The organism is Flagellimonas chongwuensis (assembly GCF_013376415.1).
Taxonomy (GTDB): Bacteria; Bacteroidota; Bacteroidia; order Flavobacteriales; family Flavobacteriaceae; genus Flagellimonas; species Flagellimonas chongwuensis.
Window position 1 is genome coordinate 1,009,164 of the sequence record NZ_WYET01000004.1, and the last position, 16,217, is coordinate 1,025,380.

The 16,217-nt window shown below is 41.8% G+C and carries 12 protein-coding genes; 6 read left to right on the top strand and 6 right to left on the bottom strand.

The annotated features are described in order from the left end of the window. The first annotated feature begins 2 nt into the window (after window positions 1–2). The 4 genes from GUA46_RS11730 to GUA46_RS11745 all read left to right on the top strand — a co-directional run bounded on the left by GUA46_RS11730 (window position 3) and on the right by GUA46_RS11745 (window position 3,841). On the top strand, window positions 3–488 hold the full coding sequence (locus GUA46_RS11730) for a DUF192 domain-containing protein (protein WP_176620634.1): 486 nt from the start codon (window positions 3–5) through the stop codon (window positions 486–488). Further along, window positions 489–1,013, top strand: a complete 525-nt coding sequence (locus GUA46_RS11735; RefSeq protein ID WP_176620635.1) for a GNAT family N-acetyltransferase — start codon at window positions 489–491, stop codon at window positions 1,011–1,013. A gap of 31 nt (window positions 1,014–1,044) precedes the next feature. Continuing rightward, window positions 1,045–2,295 (top strand): ATP-binding cassette domain-containing protein, encoded by a 1,251-nt coding sequence (locus GUA46_RS11740; protein WP_176620636.1) that lies wholly within the window; start codon window positions 1,045–1,047, stop codon window positions 2,293–2,295. A gap of 82 nt (window positions 2,296–2,377) precedes the next feature. Further along, window positions 2,378–3,841 (top strand): glycosyltransferase, encoded by a 1,464-nt coding sequence (locus GUA46_RS11745; RefSeq protein WP_176620637.1) that lies wholly within the window; start codon window positions 2,378–2,380, stop codon window positions 3,839–3,841. A gap of 62 nt (window positions 3,842–3,903) precedes the next feature. On the opposite strand, the gene secDF is transcribed toward GUA46_RS11745, so the two are convergent. Continuing rightward, complete coding sequence (secDF, locus tag GUA46_RS11750; RefSeq protein ID WP_176620638.1) at window positions 3,904–6,870, bottom strand: protein translocase subunit SecDF; 2,967 nt, start codon at window positions 6,868–6,870, stop codon at window positions 3,904–3,906. Window positions 6,871–7,094: 224 nt separating this feature from the next. After that, window positions 7,095–8,021 carry a malate dehydrogenase gene (gene mdh / locus GUA46_RS11755; protein ID WP_176620639.1) on the bottom strand — a complete coding sequence of 309 codons (927 nt, stop codon included), beginning with the start codon at window positions 8,019–8,021 and terminating at the stop codon, window positions 7,095–7,097. 242 nt (window positions 8,022–8,263) lie between these two features. Between mdh and GUA46_RS11760 the strand changes: the two genes are divergently transcribed. Next, window positions 8,264–8,635 carry a hypothetical protein gene (locus GUA46_RS11760; RefSeq protein WP_176620640.1) on the top strand — a complete coding sequence of 124 codons (372 nt, stop codon included), beginning with the start codon at window positions 8,264–8,266 and terminating at the stop codon, window positions 8,633–8,635. Between the two features lie 79 nt (window positions 8,636–8,714). Here GUA46_RS11760 and GUA46_RS11765 read toward each other — a convergent pair whose 3' ends face one another. The 3 genes from GUA46_RS11765 to asnB form a co-directional block, all read right to left on the bottom strand. Continuing rightward, on the bottom strand, window positions 8,715–9,725 hold the full coding sequence (locus GUA46_RS11765) for a DUF6588 family protein (RefSeq protein WP_176620641.1): 1,011 nt from the start codon (window positions 9,723–9,725) through the stop codon (window positions 8,715–8,717). Between the two features lie 73 nt (window positions 9,726–9,798). After that, window positions 9,799–11,739: a DNA topoisomerase (ATP-hydrolyzing) subunit B gene (gyrB, locus tag GUA46_RS11770; protein WP_108244951.1), complete on the bottom strand. Its 1,941-nt coding sequence runs from the start codon at window positions 11,737–11,739 to the stop codon at window positions 9,799–9,801. Window positions 11,740–11,993: 254 nt separating this feature from the next. Continuing rightward, complete coding sequence (gene asnB, locus GUA46_RS11775; protein WP_176620642.1) at window positions 11,994–13,664, bottom strand: asparagine synthase B; 1,671 nt, start codon at window positions 13,662–13,664, stop codon at window positions 11,994–11,996. A 237-nt stretch (window positions 13,665–13,901) separates the two neighbouring features. On the opposite strand from asnB, the gene GUA46_RS11780 reads away from it, so the two are divergent. Continuing rightward, window positions 13,902–14,435, top strand: coding sequence for a DUF2911 domain-containing protein (locus GUA46_RS11780; protein WP_176620643.1), 534 nt, complete (start codon window positions 13,902–13,904; stop codon window positions 14,433–14,435). Between the two features lie 78 nt (window positions 14,436–14,513). On the opposite strand, the gene GUA46_RS11785 is transcribed toward GUA46_RS11780, so the two are convergent. Continuing rightward, window positions 14,514–16,136, bottom strand: a complete 1,623-nt coding sequence (locus GUA46_RS11785; protein WP_176620644.1) for an amidohydrolase — start codon at window positions 16,134–16,136, stop codon at window positions 14,514–14,516. Window positions 16,137–16,217 lie beyond the last annotated feature (81 nt).

The following is a 16,217-nucleotide window of genomic DNA, read 5'->3' on the forward strand; positions in this document are numbered from 1 at the left end:
GTATGGGAAAAATTCTGAAAATAATGTTCTTGGCCTTTGCCATTGTGTTGGCATCTTGCAAATCGGAGCCTAAACAATCCATCAAAACGGAAAATATTTCCTTCACCAAAGAAGGTGAGCTTGATATCCTATCATCGGAAACAGACTCCATTAAAGCCAATTTTGATATCGAGATTGCAGAAACGGAGTACGAAACCCTGACAGGGCTCATGTACCGAAAGTCCATGCAGGAAGACCGCGGAATGTTGTTCATCCAACCAGAAGAAGCTGAGCAGAATTTTTACATGAAGAATACCGAAACTGCTCTGGATATTATTTACATCAACTCCGGCATGAAAATCGTTAGCTTCCAAAAAAATGCAAAACCTTTGGATGAGAGCAGCCTACCTTCCAGGGCACCTGCAAAGTATGTATTGGAAATCAATGCGGGGCTTTCTGACCAATTGGGACTTCAAGTCGGGGATAGCATTTCTTTTTCCCGCAATTAAATGTCGAAATACCTTCTAGAAAACCAAACTTCGGAAAGGCTGATCTTTCGTAAACTGAAAGAATCAGATTTTGAGGAATGGTTACCCTTTTATCACAATCCAACATCCACTCAATATTGGGAAGGTCTTCCCACCGACCCGATTGAAGCCTGCAGATCTCAATTTGATAGGGTCTTTGAACGCTACGAAAACGACTTGGGAGGCATGAACGCCCTGATTTCTAAAGAAACAGGTCAACTGGTCGGAATTTGTGGCCTGCTCGTACAAGTCGTGGATGATATTACAGAACTGGAAATTGGTTATTCTGTGCTTCCTCAATTTTGGTTAAAGGGATACGCTTACGAAGCGGCACAAAAATGTAAACACTTTGCCTTTGAAAACCATTATACCGATTCGTTGATTTCTATCATTCATGTTGATAACCTACCTTCCCAAAAAGTAGCCTTAAAAAATGGGATGTACTTGGACAAAACCACTACTTACAAGAATAATCCAGTGCATATTTTTCGGGTAAACGCAGGATAATCGTAATTTTAGTGCTTTACTTTTATACTCCATGAAGCTCTCCAACAGCTACGCTATCCTCACACAAAACAATTCGAACACCGACCAATTGGTTCAAGATTTGCTCGGCAACTATGATATTTCAGGGTTGACAGAATTACAACACCTAAACGGTCTTCTTTTTTCCCGTTCAGAAATCAATAGATATATGGACGAGGAGGAACGACATGACATTAAAATACTGACAAAAGACAGCGAACAGGCATTAAAGACCATGAGCAGTGGGGAACAGAAAAAAGCATTGCTCAGCTATTTAATGGAACAGGACCCGGATTTTATCATACTGGTAAATCCGTATGATAATTTGGATGTAGCCACCCAAGCCCAGCTCAAGGAACAACTTATAGCTATCACTTCCAATAAAATAGTGGTTCAGTTGGTCAGCAGATTGGATGATGTATTGCCCAGTACCGACCAATTTTTTAAACTGGACGGTAACCAACTCCATTCCTATGATTCGCCCGATGCTTTTTGGAAGGAAAACAAAACCGAAGCCATCAGTTTTAACAGGACAATACCACCACCTTTGTCACCCGTTGTTGTGGATCTTGAGGAACTCGTGAGCTTTAAAAAGGTTTCTGTCAGTTTTGATGGTCGTCAAGTACTCGATAACATCGACTGGACCATATCAAAAGGGGAATTTTGGCAAATTATTGGACCCAATGGCAGCGGCAAATCCACACTTTTGTCCATGATTACAGGTGACAGTCATAAAGGATATGGTCAAGATTTGACCATTTTCGGACAAAAAAAAGGAAGTGGCGAAAGCGTTTGGGACCTCAAACAAAAAATTGGCTACTACACTCCTTCCATCACCAATAAATTTCGGGGCTACCACAGCCTGGAAAACATGATCATATCAGGACTGCATGATTCCATTGGACTGTATGTTCTACCAACCGATAGTGAAAAACAATTGGCCAATAAATGGTTACATCTGTTAAACTTAAAAAATAGAAAGAATGATCACTTTCGCGACCTATCAGTGGGAGACAAACGTTTGGTGATGATGGCCCGCGCCATGGTAAAACATCCCCCTTTATTAATTTTGGACGAGCCTACTGCCGGTTTGGACGAATCCAGTGCATATTTATTTGTGGCCTTGGTCAACAAAATAGCCAAGGAAAGCGATTCCACTATAGTTTTTGTCTCGCATCGCAAGGAACCTCAATTGGATCCTGAGTATATTTTTGAACTTCATCCATCGGAAAAAGGTTCAAAAGGCGCTGTATCCAAGAATTAATTATCTCATAAACAATTACTTAAATCAATAAGCTCATTTTTTGCTATCTTATAGGGAATTCAACATTTAACCACTCCCTTACATGCAAAAAATTACTGTAAAGCCAGGCGCCAAACTTGTGGATTACAAGGCGTACGGCTCTCTCTACTCCTCTGTTCTGGATTTTACGGAACAAGCTAAAGAACCTATCGAATCCCTCCAAGGACGCACTATTTGGATGATAAATTCTACTGCCATTGGTGGTGGGGTCGCCGAAATGCTCCCGAGTCAAATGAGAATTTTACGAGAACTTGGCGTCTCCATTGAATGGCTCGTTATTGAGGCAAAAAAGGAAGCCTTTTTCGATTTGACCAAACGTATACACAATGCGATTCACGGAAGTGGCAACGGCATTTTTACGGAAGAAGACCGGAAAATATATGAGGAAGTCAACCAAAATAATCTATCCAAGGCCTTGGAACTTATCAATGACGGAGACATTGTTGTGGTACATGATCCCCAACCCATGCCGTTGGCGGCAATGATCAAAAAAGAAAAAAATGTTTCCATTATCTGGAGATGCCATATCGGACTTGAGGATGATACCGATGTTACCGATGCCGTTTGGAAGTTTTTGGAACCCTACACCAACGATTATGATCATTTTGTATTTAGCCTTCCCTCCTACGTTCCAAACCCCTTGAAAAATAGAACCTCTATCATTCCACCTGCTATTGACCCTTTAAGTCATAAGAACCGAGAACTGCAATTACACAAGTGCATTGGAATTTTATATCAATCCGGCATACTGGACGATCATAAGGCTATTCTTTATCATAGATACAAACATTTAGTAAGAAGAGTAATGCCAGATGGCTCTTTTGATGTGCTTGACGCCGGAAAAAACCTAGATCTGATTTATCGCCCAATAGTTACAGAGATTTCACGATGGGACCGCCTAAAAGGTTTTAAGGAATTGATGGAGGCCTTTATCAAAATGAAAATGGACAATCGAAAAAATGGTGACCCCAAAAGTCTGGAATACAAACGTATTGAAATGACACTATTGGTGATGGGTGGACCTGACCCTGCATTTGTTTCCGACGATCCAGAAGGAAAAGAGGTTCTCAAAGAATTGACGGAAACCTATAAAACGGTGGACAAAAACATGCAGAACGATATCGCCATTTTATTACTGCCATTGGACAATCCAAAAGAAAATGCACTGATAGTAAATGCGCTTCAGCGTTCCTCCAGTATTATTGTTCAGAACTCTATCCAAGAGGGATTTGGACTTACGGCAACAGAGGCCATGTGGAAAAGAAAACCCGTTTTGGTATCCAATGCGGCGGGACTCAAATATCAGGTTGTTGACAACAAAACAGGAAAAATCAACCAAGACCCCACCGACATTGAGAACTTATCCAAAACCTTGGCCTATATGCTCAATCACCCTAAAGAAAGGGATAAATGGGGTTTTAATGGGCAGCTCAGAGTCATCCAAAATTTTACCCTGTTCAGTCAACTGTTATCGTGGCTGGGAACGTTATCCGCAAACAAAGTATAAAAAAATAAAGGCCCTCAGATTGAGGGCCTTTATTCTAAAGTGTAATGTAAAAAAACGAAAAACTATGCTCCTGTAGCAGCAGCAATTTTCTTCTTTAATGAGTCGAACATCACAGGTGTTGCGATAAATACAGAGGAGTACGTACCAACAACTACACCCACGATCATTGCAAACATAAATCCTCTAAGGCTTTCCCCTCCAAAAATGAAGATGGCCAACAACACGATCAACGTGGTAAGCGAGGTGTTCAACGTTCTACTCAAAGTACTGTTCAATGCATCATTAATATTTACTCCATCATTGAATCCTTTAAGTGCTGTAATCTCACGGATACGGTCGAATACTACTACCGTATCGTTCAGGGAGTATCCAATTACCGTAAGTATGGCCGCAATAAAGGCTTGGTCGATTTCCATATTGAAAGGCATAATGCTTCCTGTTAGGGAGAAGATACCCAACACAATCATTACATCGTGGAATACCGCGACAACGGCACCCAATGAGAATTGCCATTTTCTAAATCGCAATAGGATATAAAGGAAAACTACCGCCAAGGAACCGATAATGGCCAAGAATGCATTTTTCTTAATATCATCCGCGATGGTCGGACCTACTTTAACCGATTGTAGAATCCCGATTGATTTTTCTGATGCTCCAACGGTAAAGTCTTCAAAAGACGTACCATCTGGCAAATATTTTTGAAGGGTGGTGTATAACTTATTTTGAATTTCGGTATCCACTTCCACACCTTCTTCGTCCACTTTGTAAGGAGTGGTCACCTTGATTTGATTGGCATCACCAAAAGTTTTCACCATGGTTCCGCTACCAAACTCAGTATTCAGTTCAGAAGCAATCTCTGAAGGACTCACGGCTTTCTCAAAACGAATTTGATAGGAACGTCCTCCAATAAAATCAACTCCTTGGTTTAGTCCTTTAGTAAATAACGAGAATACACTTATCGCCACCAGAATTCCAGAAACAATATAAGCAATCTTACGCTTGGACAAGAAATCGATGTTCATCTTGGTGAAAAGATTCTTGGTAATTCCTGTGCTGAAATCCAATCGTCTTCCTTTTTTACTGGTGTAAGCTTCTATCATCAACCTGGTCACAAATATGGCCGTGAACAGGGAGGTTACAATACCGATCATCAATGTAGTGGCAAAACCTTTAATCGGTCCAGACCCAAAAATAAACAGTATGATTGCTGTAAGACCTGTAGTAATGTTGGCATCCAAGATGGAAGACAAGGCATTTCCAAAACCATCAGCTATAGCTTGGGCCTTTCCTTTTCCTCTGGCCAACTCTTCTTTTATCCTTTCAAATATAAGTACGTTGGCATCCACCGACATACCAATGGTCAAAACGATACCTGCAATACCTGGCAATGTCAATACAGCACCAAGACTTGTCAACACACCGAAAATCAAAAGGATGTTGAAAACCAATGCGATGTCTGCGAATACCCCTGCTCTACCATAGTAGAAGATCATCCAAACCAATACAAAGATCATGGCGATAACGAAGGACATAAACCCACTATCGATAGCTTCTTGTCCTAAGGATGGCCCAACTACTTCGGATTGGATAATATCAGCGGAAGCAGGAAGTTTACCTGCGCGCAATACGTTGGCGATATCTTTTGTTTCGTTTACCGTAAATGTACCTGTAATCTCGGAACGTCCTCCAGAAATAGGCCCTGAAGAAACACCTGGTGCAGTGTATACTTTGTTATCCAAAACAATGGCGATACCTGTTTGGTTGTTGTATGCATCCCCTGTCAATTCTTCCCACTCTTTAGCACCACGAGTATTCATGGTCATGCTAACGGCAGGTTTGTTGAATTGGTCAAAAGTGTCCTGTGCATCGGAAACTACATCTCCGCTGATACGCGGTGTTCCTTCCCTGTTCGATTTCAATGCATACAAATCAACCACCTCTGCATCCTGTGCAGGCCGTTCCCAAAGGAACTTGGTGAATTGAATGTCGTTCGGCAACAACCTTCTGATCTCTGGCATTCTTAAATACTCACCTAGTTCTGCGGTATCAGAAACCATGGCCCTAGCAATGGCATGGCTACCTGGATTGGCAGGAATAAGTTTACCCAAAATAGGATTGGCCTGAGCGGTCATATCCAAAGAATCTTGGGAAACATCGGAAAGCAGTGAATCGATTTCGGACTCGGGTTTTGCCTCTGTATCTTCTTTAACTTCGGGCTTCAAGATTTCTTTTAAACGCTCATTGGCACTTACCAAGAAGTTTCCTATGCTGTTGTTGCTCTGTGGATAGGTTTCCCAGAACTCCAATTGTGCGGTACTAGACAAAAGCTCTTGTGCACGGGCGATATCCCTAGCACCAGGAAGTTCCACCAAGATTCGGCCAGAATTTCCTTCTCTTTGAATATTTGGCTGGGTTACACCAAAGCCATCAATACGCTCGCGAAGTACTTCGAATGCAGATACAATGGATTCATCAATCTTTCTTCTGATAACAGGCTTCACCTGATCATCCGTCATTTGAAAGTTGATATCATCGCTAAGACCTTTGTTCGCAAAAATATCTGGTGATGCCAACTTGGTATCTCCCTTAATTTGGTCAAAAGCCTCAAAAAATAGCTCTAAATAGGTATTATCACTACTCTTGGATGCTTCATCCGCATCCGCCAAGGCTTTGTTGAAAACTGGGTTCTTGGTATTGTTGGCCAAGCCTTTCAAGATATCCTTAACGGAAATCTGCAAGGTAACGTTGATACCTCCTTTGAGGTCCAATCCCTTGTTCAACTCTTTCGTCTTGGCATCTTCATAGCTCGTAAAGCCCAAAACAGTGTTATCACTGATCGAGTCCAAATACGATGCCTCTAAAGCTTCACGCTTTGCAACATAATCTTCCTCAGCCTCCGAAATTTGGCTAACAGCAAATGCTTCAGCGTCTCCCTCCAACTTGTTAGTGATGAAAGTATAAGACAACTGATAGATGCTCACCAAGCCAAAAAGGATCGCGAAAAGCCTTATAAGTCCTTTATTCTGCATTGATTGTTAATTTTATAGAAGTTTTCTTAAACAGCGTGCAAATATATCATTTCCGATAACATTTGACAATAGAAATTGATGTAATTGCAATTACGGTTGATGGTTACGCTGTTAAAATAAAAATGTCATTCCGGACAAACCTTTAAATTTCCATACATATTGATGGTAAAACTCTTCGAGGCCGCGTCCGAAATGACATCTTAGTTGGTTATTGTTGATTTGGTCTAGACTTCCAGAAGTCCGTTGGTTTTTTTAACGCCTTCTGCACTTTCCTGCATTTTGGCCTTTTCTGCATCGGACAATTCGATTTCAACGATTTTCTCGATACCTCCTTTACCCAAAATAACTGGTACGCCGATACAAATGTCGTTCAATCCGTACTCACCTTCCAACAAAGTTGAACATGGGAACATTTTCTTTTGGTCGCAAGCAATAGCCTGTACCAAACCGGATACGGCAGCACCTGGGGCATACCACGCACTTGTGCCCAACAATTTGGTCAAAGTGGCACCTCCAACTTTGGTCTCTTCCACGACCCAGTTCATTTTATCTTCCGACAAAAATTCGGAAACCTTTACACTGTTTCTAGTGGCGTGGCCAATTAGAGGAACCATTCCCGTATCACTGTGCCCGCCGATTACCATACCGTCCACATCGGAAATCGGAGCTTCCAATGCTTCCGCCAGTCTATATTTAAAACGTGCACTGTCCAAAGCACCGCCCATTCCAATAATTCTATTCTTTGGCAATCCAGTTGCTTTGTGTACCAAATAGGTCATGGTATCCATTGGGTTGCTCACTACTATTATTGTTACCTCTGGAGAATGCTCGATAAGACTTGTTGCAACGGTTTTTACGATTCCAGCGTTGATGCCGATCAACTCCTCGCGCGTCATTCCCGGTTTACGTGGAATCCCAGAGGTGATCACTGCAATATCACTACCTGCTGTTTTACTGTAATCGCTGGTACTTCCTGTGATTTTGGTATCAAAACCGTTCAAAGAGGCCGTCTGCATCAAATCCATGGCCTTACCTTCTGCATATCCTTCTTTGATATCCAATAAAACAACTTCTGCCGCAAAATTTTTCATTGCTATGTATTCTGCACAGCTTGCTCCCACTGCGCCTGCTCCAACTACGGTAACTTTCATTTGTATAGATTTAAATTTTAGTCTTCAAAAATAATGCATTTGACGCAGAAAGAAGCTGACTTTTACCAGTTTTAGCGGGTCAATTCCATCAAATTACACCTTCTCAAAGTTATTTTGAAGTGTAGACAAGCCGAATATGACTGGTTGCACCTAAAAAAAGAAATATTTTATAAATTTTATGCAATAGATTCCTACAATGTTACGTTCTTATAATCCCAAATTTAATGTAACCTACTTGACCTATGAAAAAGCTCTTTTCATTGTTGTCTATTGTTGGCATCATTGCCATAAGCAACTGTACTCGCGTACCAGAGAATCACGACCCAATTCTGGGCATCTGGGCAAAGACTGAATCTACCAGCACCACAGACAAAAGTTCCAATACCGTTCGCGAAGAATGGATTTTCAACGATGTATACCTAGGTAGGTACCAAAGGTATTCGAACTCCAAATTGATTTTTTACACAGATTTTAAATGGTCCCAAGAAAAAGGTGCCTATTCCATTATTTACGGTGATCCTGAAGTAACGGATATTACCGTAAGCTTGGAAAAGGCAAAAACACCAGAAATATTGACCTTGGATAATGGCTCGGTCTTCGCCACCAGGGAATGACGTGAAGACTACATATATGAAAATAGGAGGCCCCATTACGGGGCCTTCTTTATTTTTGGTCGGTTGATTTGGTTTCTTTCTACCTGAATCCGAAGTTAACACCAAAGGTGAAGGTGCTGAATTCAGCTATATTGTATTCTGCATTAAGCCTAAAAAAGCCAAGTTTTAATTTGGTACCCAGCGTGGCGGCTACCCCACTTGCATTCTTTGACACCGTAAACGGGTCCTCTACTGTCTCCGAAAAGAACGGTCCGTTTGCCTGATAGGTTCCCAGCAAATCGATATCCGACTTACCTGTGATATAACCAAGTCCTCCATAAAAATTGATTACCGGAATGTTTTTTGTTGAAACGACAGCACTAAAATTCCAAGTTTTAAAGTTTGCATCAATACGTTGATCACTGCCATCAATAAAATTAGAATCCGTAAAATCATACTCTCCGTTCAAATTGGTATATCCTATGACCGCCGAAATGGCCACGGGCATCACCTTGTCCGCTGGCAATATTTTGGTGAAATCATATTGCAAGCCAGCTCCAAACAATCCTATTTTGGCATCGTCATCAAATTTGATTTTTGGCAAAAAGCGTGCTTTCACCTCCAGTCCTTTGACCAAGCCAACACTTGCCTGAAGATACCCTGATGGGATAAAATTTAGGTTTTCTGACGAAAGTCCCGAAGGAAGCTCAAAGTCCTCACGGAACACGCCGCTTTGGTCCTCAACAAAGACCTCTACGCCTTCTATATCGCCCAAGGCGGTCGACACCATTCTGGCTTGGCCCGGATTCTGCACAAAGTCCAAGTTCTCATAATCGGCAGGATTCAACAAAAATGCCTTTTTATCATCCTTGTTCTTAAAGCCGGTCATGTTACCAATTATAGAAATTTCGAATCCACCCAAAGGTTTGGCATCCGCAGTATTGTACCATCCATTGGATATGCTGTAAATGGCCCCTTCAGAAACGGGAGACAAATAGGCATTGGCAAATCTTTCTGCATCTGCCACACCAGAAACAAAGATATCATTCAAATCTTGGGCCTTGCCCATGGTCACCGAGACCAACGCTAAGGCTACAATTATTTTTTTCATAATCTTGAAGTTTTACCCAAAACTAAAAAACTCGCCTTGGTGAGGCGAGTTTTTGTTGTGAAATGCTTGTTATCTATACATCTATATTGGCATAGACGGCATTTTTCTCTATAAATTCACGTCTAGGCGGCACTTCGTCCCCCATCAACATGGAGAATATTCGGTCGGATTCCGTTGCATTGTCAATCTGCACCTGACGCAATTTTCTGAAATCTGGATTCATAGTGGTATCCCAAAGCTGCTCAGCATTCATCTCACCAAGACCTTTGTAACGTTGGATACCTGCTCCCCCACCCATTTCTGCATTGATTGCATCACGGTCCTTATCGTTCCACGCATAGCGTTTTTTGGCGCCTTTTTTCACCAAATACAATGGTGGAGTTGCAATATATACGTGCCCACCTTCAATAAGCTCCCTCATATAACGGAAGAAAAATGTCAAAATCAAAGTTTCAATGTGGCTACCATCGACATCCGCATCACACATGATGACTACCTTATGATAGCGAAGTTTATCCAAGTTCAACGCCTTACTGTCCTCTTCGGTTCCGATGGTAACACCTAAAGCCGTATAAATATTCTTGATTTCCTCGTTTTCAAAAACCTTGTGCTGCATGGCTTTTTCCACGTTCAAAATCTTACCACGCAATGGCAATATGGCTTGGAAGTTCCTGTCCCTTCCCTGTTTTGCCGTTCCACCTGCGGAATCTCCCTCCACTAGGAACACTTCGCATTTGGTCGGGTCTTGTTCGGAACAGTCAGATAGTTTCCCTGGCAATCCACCAACACTCATCGGGTTTTTACGCTGAACCATTTCACGCGCCTTTGCAGCGGCATGTCTAGCTTGAGCGGCCAGCTTTACTTTTTCCACAATTTGCTTGGCATCATCTGGATTTTCTTCCAAATAATCTGTCAACATTTCGGAAACGGCTTGACTCACTGCACTGGTCACTTCTCGGTTACCTAATTTAGTTTTTGTTTGACCTTCGAACTGTGGTTCTGCAACTTTTACAGAAACAATGGCCGTTAATCCTTCACGGAAATCATCTCCGGATATTTCGAACTTTAATTTGTCCAACATCCCGGAATTATCCGCATACTTTTTCAAGGTAGTCGTCAAACCTCTTCTAAAACCTGAAAGGTGCGTACCTCCTTCGTGTGTGTTGATATTGTTCACATAGGAATGAAGGTTTTCGGAATACCCTGTATTGTAGACCATGGCCACTTCAACGGGAATACCGTTTTTTTCGCCCTCCATGGAAACTACGTTCTGAATCAAAGGCTCTCTGTTTCCATCCAAGAATTTGATGAATTCCTTTAAACCTTCTTCGGAATGAAAAGTTTCCGAGATAAATTCTCCCTTTTCGTCCTTATTCCTTTTATCCGTAAGCTTTATGGTGATTCCTTTGTTCAAATAGGCAAGCTCGCGCATTCTATTGGACAAGGTCTCGTAATTGTATTCTGTTGTCTGGGTAAAAATGGTATCATCGGGAACAAAGGTCACTATAGTACCTGTTTCTTTGCTCTCCCCTACGCTTTTAACAGGATAAAGGCTTTTTCCTCTTTCATATTCTTGCTCCCAGATTTTACCATCACGATAAACGGTCGCTTTTAAACTAGTTGACAACGCGTTGACACAAGATACACCTACACCGTGGAGTCCACCGGAAACTTTATAGGAATCCTTGTCAAACTTACCACCTGCACCAATTTTGGTCATTACTACCTCGAGGGCAGAGACTCCTTCTTTTTTATGAAGGTCCACAGGGATACCCCTACCATTATCTTCCGTAGTTATGGAGTTATCTTCATTGATGGTCACCTCGATTTTATCGCAGTAACCGGCCATCGCCTCATCGATGGAGTTGTCCACAACCTCATACACCAAATGATGCAATCCTCTGACCCCTACATCTCCAATATACATGGAAGGTCTCATACGTACGTGCTCCATTCCCTCGAGGGCCTGGATGCTATCCGCGGAGTATTGTTTCTTGTTAGCTTCTTCGCTCATATATTTTCTGTATTTGCCTCAAAAATTCAAATCTTACAAATATAATCAATACCCTGTGTAAATGGTCTTAAACTGCTTGTTGGACACCCTAAGTTATCAACAAAAACTGTGGAAAACGACTTGGTTTGAAGCTTATACCCACCTACCGCTACAGACAACTAAAAAGCCCCTTTGATAAGGGGCTTTTCGGACTAATTAAAAAATGAAACTAGTTAGATTACTGCTTCATAACGTTTGGTTGGTTTAAACGGGGGTTATTTCATATACGCATCGGTATGAACCTTAGCCACAGCTCTTCCTGATGGGTCGTTCATATTTTTAAAGGCCTCATCCCACTCCAAGGCAATCTTGGTACTGCAAGCAACTGAAGGTTCCTGGGGAACACACAGTGCTGCTGCATCCGATGGAAAATGACTTTCAAAAATTGAACGATAATAATATTCTTCTTTGGATGTAGGCGTTTGTATGGGGAACTTAAAATGTGCGTTCTCTAACTGCTCATCCGTTACTTCTTCCGCCACTACAGCTTTTAGAGTATCTATCCAGCTATATCCTACACCGTCCGAAAATTGTTCTTTTTGTCTCCAGACCACACTGTCCGGCAAATAATCTTCAAACGCTTTTCGCACTACCCATTTTTCCATGCGCTCGCCGTTGATCATCTTATCTTTTGGGTTGATACTCATCGCTACATCCATAAACTCTTTATCCAAGAAGGGCACACGCCCTTCAATACCCCAAGCGGCCAATGACTTGTTTGCCCTTAAGCAATCGTACATATGGAGCTTATCTAGTTTTCTTACGGTTTCCTCATGAAAATCCATTGGGCTCGGCGCCTTGTGGAAATACAGATATCCACCAAACAATTCATCGGCTCCCTCACCCGAAAGGACCATTTTGATCCCCATGGATTTGATTACCCTCGCCATTAAGTACATTGGAGTGGAGGCTCTTATTGTTGTAATATCGTAAGTTTCTAGGTTATATACAACATCTTTTATCGCATCCAGCCCTTCTTGAATGGTAAACTTGATTTCGTGGTGCACGGTTCCGATATGATCGGCTACTTTTTGGGCCGCTGCCAAATCCGGCGAACCTTCCAACCCTACGGAGAATGAGTGCAACTGTGGCCACCAAGCATCCGCAGTATCTCCTGACTCAATACGTTTTTGGGAATATTTTTTGGCGATTGCGGAAGTTACTGAAGAATCTAACCCACCCGAAAGCAACACTCCATAAGGGACATCGGACATCAATTGACGGTGCACTGCGGCTTCCAAAGCATCCTTTATTTTTTGAATACTGGTCTCGTTCTCCTTTACGGCATCGTACTCCATCCAATCTCGCTTGTACCACCTAACAAACTCACCGTCGGAGCTGTGCATGTAGTGTCCGGGAGGAAATAATTGGATTTTGGAACATGTTCCTTCCAAAGCCTTCAATTCGGAGGCTACGTAAAAGGTTCCATTTTTGTCCCACCCGATATATAAAGGAATAATCCCCATATGGTCACGGGCAATGAAATACTCATCCTTTTCCGAATCATAAATGGCAAAACCAAAGATTCCATTCATCTCATCCACAAAATCAGGTCCTTTTTCCTGATACAATGCTAGAATAACCTCGCAATCGGATTGTGTTTTAAAATCATATTTACCATCAAACTGCTTTCTGAGCTCTTGATGATTATATATTTCGCCATTGGCGGCAAGCACCAATTTACCGTCAGCGCTCAACAACGGTTGTTTTCCTGAAGCTGGATCCACAATGGCCAATCTCTCATGGGCCATAATGGCTTTTTCATTGGAATAAATCCCGCTCCAATCCGGACCTCTGTGCCTAACTTTCTTCGACATCTCCAACAATTGGGGCCTAAGTACTTCTGTACTTTCCTTCACATCAAATGCGCATACAATACCACACATAAAAATAAATTTAATAACAATCTTGAAACAAAAATGAATTTAAAGTTAATAAAACAAAACAGTTAAGGTTAAAATAATTACATATCGAAATAAAAAATCCTCAAAATTAGTTAATTTGAAATAAAAAATTTGGTTTATCTTTTTAACTGCCCCCTTTTGTAAGGATACTTAATTTTCCCGTCTGTATATTTAAACAATATTTTATTAACTAGTTTTGAAAGAACTTAAATCACAATCATGAAGAAATTAACAGTATTACTTATGGTGCTATGCACTAGTTTGGCATTCACTACAGATGCGACGGCACAAAAGTTTAGCGGACTGGACAAAAGTCCTGCGGATATCGCCTATTACCCAGCTAGTTCAAGAGAAGCTGATAAATCCGCGAGAGTAATTTACAGTCGTCCACAGTTAAAAGGACGTAGCCTTGCCGAGTTGGCCCCTGTGGGTAAAGTTTGGAGAACTGGAGCAAATGAAGCTACTGAAATCACTTTTTATAAAGATGCCAAAGTGGGCGGCAAAACCATTAAGGCGGGCTCCTATGCTTTGTTCACCATTCCTGGTGAAGATGAGTGGACGGTAATCCTGAACAGCAACCTACACCAGTGGGGAGCTTATTCCTATGACAGTGATAGCGATGTGGTCAGAGCCACAGCAACCACTTCTACCGATAGCGAAGAATTGGAAGCTTTTGGTATTGCTTTCGATGATGACGGAAATTTGGTCATGGGTTGGGGTACTACAAGGGCTACCTTACCCATTAGCTACTAAAAAGTTTTAGTTTTATAAATTATGAAAGCCCCATTTCGGGGCTTTTTTGTTTTTCCACATCACTATTAATGGAAGGTATTATTTCTTCTGAACACCGCCCAAGAAAACATGTTCGGCCGTTACATGTGGAATTTCTTCAGAGGGAATCGTCATAATGTCATCGCTCAATATTACAAAATCGGCAAATTTACCGGGTTCGATGCTTCCTTTTTCATCTTCCTCAAAATTGGAATATGCCGCCCAAATGGTCATTCCCTTCAAAGTTTCCTCTCTGCTCAACGCATTCTCCATTTGAAAACCACCTTTTGGGTATTGTTCCACATCTTGACGGGCCACAGCCGCATAAAATGTCAAAAATGGGTTTACCTGCTCCACCGGAAAGTCGGTCCCCAAGGCAACTAGACCTGCTCTATCCAATAAATCTTTATAGGCATAGGCACCTTTGACACGCTCGGCACCCAACCTATCCTCGGCCCAGTACATATCGCTAGTGGCGTGGGTAGGCTGAACCGAAGGAATAATACCATCTTTAAAATAATCGAAATCGGATTCCGATATTACTTGAGCATGCTCCACTTTCCATCTGCGGTCGGTTTTGCCCTCCAATGCTTTTTCATAAGCACGAAGCACCACAATATTGGCCGAATCGCCAATAGCATGTGTATTCATTTGATAATCGGTGGATGCGATTCGCTGTGCAAGTGCTTCAATCTGGTTTACTGGGGTGACCATGGCCCCAAAATGACCAGGCTTATCGGAATAGGGAGCGCGTAATGCAGCTCCTCGAGAACCCAATGCACCATCACCATATACTTTTACAGAACGAACATTCAAGCCTTCTGTTTTGATAATTCCTTTTTCCAAAAAATAATCCAGATTCTCGGGATAATTGGACACCATGGCATACACTCGTATAGATAGTTCACCAGCTTGTTGCAGACTATCTATCAACTCAATGATATCCCTCGGCAGCCCCGCATCGTTAACAGTCGTCAGTCCATAATCCAAAGAAATTGCTTCAGCATCCTTAAGTGCCTGTATTTTTTGTTCTAGACTCGCTTTTGGAATTACATTATCAATCATTCTCATTGGGCCATCTACCAAAACTCCGGTTATATTGGTATTTTCATCCAATACAATTTCACCCCCTTCCACGAATGTATACTCCGTAATACCAGCCAAATCCAAAGCCTTTTGATTGACCAAATAGGCATGTCCATCAATGCGTTCCAAAGCCACAGGAGTATCAGGGAACAATTCATCCAGTTTATCCTTGGTCGGAAACTCTTTTACCTTCCAATCGTTCTGGTCCCATCCTCTTCCTAAAATAAAATTGGAAGGACGCTCTTGTTGAAACGTCACCACCCGTTCCACCACTTCGTCAAAACTTTGGGTTCCAACCAAATCAACCACCTGCTGATTTTGTCCCAATCCATAAAAATGACAATGGGCATCTATTAGTCCTGGAACAATGGTTTTGCCCTGGGCATCAATCTGCTCTTGGGCTTCGTATTTTTCTAAAATTTCTTCGGTACTGCCAACTTCAACAAACTTTCCATCTTTTATGGCCATACTTGATGCTTTGGAAAAATCGGCATTTACCGTATAGATATTTGCATTGGTAATGATAAGGTCAGCTTGTTCCTTATTCTCGCATGAAAAGGCAAGAAGAGCAATCACAATTAGATAGAAGTTTTTCATTTCTGTCGGTTTCCTTCAAAAATAGAAAAAGTAAGGATAGGGAAATCGCGCTCACCTAAATAAAGAGCTAGATATTTTTTG